Source organism: Mycobacterium sp. PO1, assembly GCF_017312405.1.
Lineage (GTDB): Bacteria > Actinomycetota > Actinomycetes > Mycobacteriales > Mycobacteriaceae > Mycobacterium.
This window is the reverse complement of record NZ_BLTG01000122.1, coordinates 1-5571: the sequence shown is the minus strand read 5'-3', so window position 1 is coordinate 5571 and position 5571 is coordinate 1. Positions and strand designations below refer to the sequence as shown.

Below are 5571 nucleotides of genomic sequence, written 5' to 3'. Positions count from 1 at the left end.
CGCCGCCACCCGGGCCCGGCCTGACACTGCCGCCGGCCGGTGAGCCGCCGCTGCCCGGCAACCCGCCGTTCCTCCCGCCGGGATCGCAAGGCTAGGGGAGGAGAGAGATGTCGACGATTTTCAACGTCCGGAACCTCAAACTGTCCGGCGTGTCCCGCGCCTCGGTGATCCTCCTCGCCCTGGTGCTGATCCTCGGGATCATCGCCGCGGTCATCGGGTGGAACCTCTACAAGAAGGCCACCACGAACTCGGTGACGGCCTACTTCACGCAGACGCTGGCCCTCTACGAAGGCGACGACGTCCAGATCATGGGGGTGCGGGTCGGCTCGATCGACAGCATCGTGCCCGACGGCGACAAGATGAAGGTCACCTTCCACTACGACGACAAGTACAAGGTGCCCGCCGACGCCACCGCGTCGATCCTGAACCCGAGCCTGGTCGCCTCCCGCACCATCCAGCTGGCGCCGCCCTACACCGGCGGCCCGGTGCTCGAAGACGGTGCCGTGCTCGGTCTGGACCGCACCCAGGTCCCCGTCGAGTACGACGACCTGCGCAATTCGATCAACCGGTTGCTGACCGATCTCGGGCCGACCCCCGAACAACCCAAGGGTCCGTTCGGCGACATCATCGAGTCGGCGGCCGACGGTTTCGCCGGCAAGGGCCAGCAGCTCAACCGCACGCTGACCAACCTGTCCGAGGCGCTGTACACGCTCAACGAGGGCCGTGGCGACTTCTTCAGCGTGATCAAGAGCCTGGCGCTGTTCGTCAACGCGCTCTACCAGAGCGACCAGCAGTTCGTCGCGCTGAACGACGACCTGGCCCAGATCACCAACGCGTTCACCAACACCGACAACGAGGTGGCGGACGCGCTGCAGGACCTCAACGAACTGCTCGACACCACACGGGGATTCATCGACGAGAACGGTGAGGTGCTGACCACCGACATCCAGAACCTCGCCGATGTCACCACCGCGATCCTGCAGCCGCAGGCGCGCGAAGGCCTGGAGACGGCGCTGCACGCCTACCCGAACGTCGCGTCGAACCTGATGAACATCTCGTCACCGAACGCCGGTGGCATCGTGACCGTGCCGGTGATCAACAACTTCGCCAACCCGATGCAGTTCCTGTGCAGTGCGATCCAGGCGGGCAGCCGGCTGGGTTATCAGGAGTCGGCGGAGTTGTGCGCCCAGTACCTCGGGCCGATCCTCGACGCGATCAAGTTCAACTACCTGCCGTTCGGCGCCAACCAGCTGCGCACGGCGATGACACTGCCCAAGCAGATCGCCTACTCCGAGGAGCGCCTGCGCCCACCGCCCGGCTACAAGGACACGACGGTGCCCGGCATCTGGTCGCGAGACACGTTGTGGTCGCACGGCAACCACGAGCCCGGCTGGATCGTCGCGCCCGGTATGCAGGGCGTCGAGGTGCAGCCGTTCACCCAGAACATGCTCACCCCCGAGTCGCTCAACGAGTTGATGGGTGGCCCCGACATCGTCCCACCGCCGGCTCCGCCGGCGTTCGGCACCACGCGCGACGGCAACCTGCCCGGCCCGCCGAACGCGTTCGACCAGAACAACCCGTTGCCGCCGCCGTGGTACCCGCAGCCGGCCCCGCCGCCTGCACCCGCGCCGGGCGTCGTCCCGGGCAACCCGTTGGGCGCCATCGCCCCCGCAGCGCCGCCGGCGGCACCGGCGCCGGCCGCCCCGGCAGGGCCGCTGCTGCCGGCAGAGTCGGGAGGCTGACCTGTGAAACTCTCGAAAGTCAGCTGGCGCAAACTCCCCAAGCGCGTGGTGGCCCTCGGCGCCGCGGCGCTGATGCTCACCTCGTGCGGGTGGCAGGGCATCTCGAACGTGCCCCTGCCCGGCGGTCCGGGCACCGGGCCCGGCGCCAAGACGATCTACGTGCAGATACCGGACACGCTGGCGCTCAACGTGAACAGCCGCGTACGCGTGGCCGACGTCTACGTCGGCCGGGTGCGCGCCATCGAGCTGAAGAACTGGGTGCCCACGCTGACGCTGGACGTCGACCCCAGCGTGGAGCTGCCCGCCAACGCGCTGGCGAAGATCGGCCAGACCAGCCTGCTGGGTTCGCAGCACGTCCAGCTGGATCCGCCGCCGGACCCGTCCGCGCAGATGCTGAAGAGCGGCGACACGATCCCGCTGAAGAACGCGTCGGCGTTCCCCACCACCGAGCGGGTGCTGGCCAGCATCGCCACGATCCTGACCGGTGGCGGCGTGGCGAACCTGGAGACCATCCAGACCGAGGTCTTCAACGTGCTCAACGGGCGCGCCGACGAGATCCGGACGTTCCTGAACCAACTCGACACGTTCACCGACGAGCTCAACCGGCAGCGTGACGACATCACCCGGGCGATCGATTCGACCGACCGTCTGCTGGCGATCGTCGCCCAGCGCGACGAGACGCTGGACCGGGTGCTCACCGAGTTCCCGCCGCTGATCAAGTACTTCGCCGACACCCGCGACCAGTTCGCCGACGCCGTCGAGGCGGTGGGCCGGATCAGCAACGCCGCCGAAGGCATGCTCGCCCCGGCCAGCGACAACCTGAACACGAACCTGGCCAACCTCCAGCGCCCGCTGCGGGAGCTGGGCAAGTCCGGGCCGTACCTGCTGGGCGCCCTGCAGATCTTCCTGACCGCGCCGTACCCGATCGGCAACGTGGACAAGGTGATCCGCGGCGACTACATCAACACGTCGATCCTGATCGACCTGACGCTGTCGGCCATCGACAACGGCTTCCTGTCCGGAACCGGTGTGTCAGGCATGCTGCGCGCCCTCGAGCAGTCGTGGGGCCGCGACCCGAGCACGATGATCCCGGACGTGCGGTTCACCCCGAACCCGAACTCGGTGCCGGGTGGCCCGCTGATCGAAAGGGGTGAGTGACCGATGCTGACCCGGTTCATACGGCTGCAGCTGCTGCTCTTCACGGTCCTCACCGTCATCGCGTTGGCCGTGCTCGGGCTGTACTACCTGCGTCTGCCCAGCCTGGCCGGCATCGGCCAGTACACGCTCTATGCGCAGCTGCCGAGTTCGGGCGGTCTGTACGAGACGGCCAACGTGACCTATCGCGGCACCCAGATCGGCAAGGTGACCGCCGTGGAGCCGACCGAGTCGGGCGCCCGGGCCACCATGCGCATCGACGACGACTACCGCATCCCCCAAGACGTGCGGGCGGATGTGCATTCGGTGTCGGCGATCGGTGAGCAGTACCTCGACCTGGTGCCCGACACCGATTCGGGCCCGTATCTGCAACCCGGTGCGGTGATCACCGACAGCACCGTGCCGGCGCCGGTCGGCCCGGCGCTCGATGCGGCCAACAAGGGTCTGGCCGTGCTGCCGAAGGAGAAGATCGACACCCTGCTCACCGAGACGTCGCTGGCCGTCGGCGGTCTGGGACCTGCGCTGCAGCGCCTGGTGGAGTCGACGACGAACCTCGCCGGCGGCTTCCAGGAGAACCTGCCGCAGGTCAACGACATCATCGCCAACGCGGAGCCGATCCTGCAGAGCCAGGTCGACTCCGGGGACGCGATCGGCCAGTGGTCGCGCAACCTGAACGTCATCGCCTCCCAGGCCGCGCAGCAGGACGCCGCGCTGCGCAACGGGCTGCGCAACGCCGCACCGACGCTGGATCAGGTGACGACGGTGTTCAGTGACGTCCAGGAGGCGTTACCGCAGACCCTGGCGAACCTCGCCGTGGTGTCCGACATGCTCAAGCGCTACAACAAGAACATCGAGCAGACGTTGGTGATCTACCCGCAGGGCGCGTCGCTGCTGCAGATGGGGTCGATCATGGAGGACGGCGGCCTGCTGCACTTCGGTCTGTCGATCAACCTGCCGCCGCCGTGTATGACCGGCTTCCTGCCGGCCTCGGAATGGCGTTCGCCCGCCGACACCAGCCGCGCGCCGTTGCCGTCCGGCACGTACTGCAAGATCCCGAAAGACTTCCAGGGCAATGCTGTTCGCGGTGCGCGCAACTATCCGTGCGTGGATGTGCCCGGTAAGCGCGCGGCCACCCCGGCGGAGTGCCGCAGCGACGAGCCGTACGTGCCGCTGGGCACCAACCCGTGGTACGGCGACCCGAACCAGATTCTGGCCTGCCCGGCTCCGGGCGCGCGGTGTGACCAGGGCGTCGATCCGGGCCGGGTGATCCCGGCCCCGTCGATCAACAACGGCACCAACCCGCTGCCGGCCGACAAGCTGCCGCCGCCGCAGTCGACGGCGCCGATCAGCGACCCGGTCAGCCCGCCCGGTTCGGGTACCGTCAGTTGCAGTGGACAGCAGCCCAACCCGTGCATCTACACTCCGGCGCAAGGCCCGCCCGGCACCACCGCCGCCTACAACCCCAGCAGCGGCGAGGTGGTCGGCCCGGATGGCGTCCGGTACAACGTCAGCAATTCGAGCAACCCAGGAGACGACGGATGGAAGGAGATGCTGGCACCAGCCGGCTGAACCCCACCACCGACGCCGACGCTGACAGCGCGCCGCAGGACACCCCGGCGGCAGCTGACGACGACACGGTAGTTGAAGACACGACGGTCGTTGACGACCAATCCACCGCAGACGACGCAGAAGCTGACGAATCCGCCGCCGGCGATGCCGGGGCGGAGGCGACCGCCGACCAGGATTCCGAGGTCGAAACCGAGGGCCCTGCCGCCGCCGACCCTGCGCCCGGGGACGCCGACGCCGACAGCCCCGCTGCCGACGACCCTGCAAACGAGGACGCGACGGTCGGCGCCGGCCGGCACGCGGACCGCCGCCCGACCCGGCTCGGTCGCGGCTGGCTGACCGCGGTCTGCGCGTCTTTGGTGCTGCTCGCCGGAGCCGCGGTGGCCGGCGGGTACCTGGCGTGGCGGGCCAACGAGCGCGCCGCCGAGATCGCCCAAGCCGACGCGGCCGCGCTGGCCGCCGCCAAGGACTGCGTCGCAGCCACCCAGGCGCCCGACACCGCGGCGATGACGGCCGCGCAGTCGAAGATCCTGGAGTGCTCCACCGGCGAGTTCGGCGTGCAGGCCGGCATGTACAGCAGCGTGCTCGCCGAGGCGTACCAGGCCGCCAACGCCACGGTCGTGGTCGACGACCTGCGCGCGGCGGTCGAGCGGCACAACGACGACGGCAGCATCAACGTGCTGGTGGCGATGCGGGTGAAGATCTCCAACGTCGAGGCCACCGACAACCAGGTCGGCTACCGCCTGCGGGCGACGATGGCCCTGGACGAAGGGCAGTACCGGATCGCCAACCTGGACCAGGTCACGTCGTGACCGCGGTGCTGGACACGACGCCGGAGCATTCGGAGACCGCGTCGACACCGGATTCGGTGCCGGCCTCCTGGTCCGCCCGGGTGGGCGCGCTGCTCGTCGACACCCTGCCCGGTGCCGGGGTGGTCGCGACCGCGGCGCTGCTGGCGCTGGCGACTCCGGCCGACGACGCGATGCGATGGGTGTTCACCGCCGTTGCGGGGGTGGCGCTCTTCGCGATGGCGGTCAACCGCTTGGTCCTGCCGCATGCCGTCGGATGGACGCTGGGTCGCGCCCTGTTCGGGCTGCGCGTTGCGCAC

Annotated in this window: 5 protein-coding genes; all 5 read left to right on the top strand. The window is 69.2% G+C overall.

Going from position 1 to position 5571, the window contains the following annotated elements:
* The first annotated feature begins 107 nt into the window (after positions 1–107).
* Positions 108–1742: a virulence factor Mce family protein gene (locus J3476_RS26850; RefSeq protein ID WP_207069325.1), complete on the top strand. Its 1635-nt coding sequence runs from the start codon at positions 108–110 to the stop codon at positions 1740–1742.
* A gap of 72 nt (positions 1743–1814) precedes the next feature.
* On the top strand, positions 1815–2900 hold the full coding sequence (locus J3476_RS26845) for a virulence factor Mce family protein (RefSeq protein ID WP_173012152.1): 1086 nt from the start codon (positions 1815–1817) through the stop codon (positions 2898–2900).
* 3 nt (positions 2901–2903) lie between these two features.
* On the top strand, positions 2904–4466 hold the full coding sequence (locus tag J3476_RS26840; protein ID WP_207069324.1) for an MCE family protein: 1563 nt from the start codon (positions 2904–2906) through the stop codon (positions 4464–4466).
* Entirely contained in the window at positions 4436–5275 is an 840-nt protein-coding gene (locus J3476_RS26835) for a hypothetical protein (protein WP_207069323.1), read from the top strand. The genes J3476_RS26840 and J3476_RS26835 overlap by 31 nt, the downstream gene beginning before the upstream one ends.
* A partial coding sequence (locus J3476_RS26830) for an RDD family protein (protein ID WP_207069322.1) occupies positions 5272–5571 on the top strand: 300 nt, incomplete at its 3' end. The genes J3476_RS26835 and J3476_RS26830, both read left to right, overlap by 4 nt.

Excerpts from the sequence above, each read along its gene's own strand:
- J3476_RS26840 (WP_207069324.1), top strand. The coding sequence starts at position 2,904 with ATGCTGACCCGGTTCATACGGCTGCAGCTGCTGCTCTTCACGGTCCTC.
- J3476_RS26850 (WP_207069325.1), top strand. The coding sequence starts at position 108 with ATGTCGACGATTTTCAACGTCCGGAACCTCAAACTGTCCGGCGTGTCC.
- J3476_RS26845 (WP_173012152.1), top strand. The coding sequence starts at position 1,815 with ATGCTCACCTCGTGCGGGTGGCAGGGCATCTCGAACGTGCCCCTGCCC.
- J3476_RS26835 (WP_207069323.1), top strand. The coding sequence starts at position 4,436 with ATGGAAGGAGATGCTGGCACCAGCCGGCTGAACCCCACCACCGACGCC.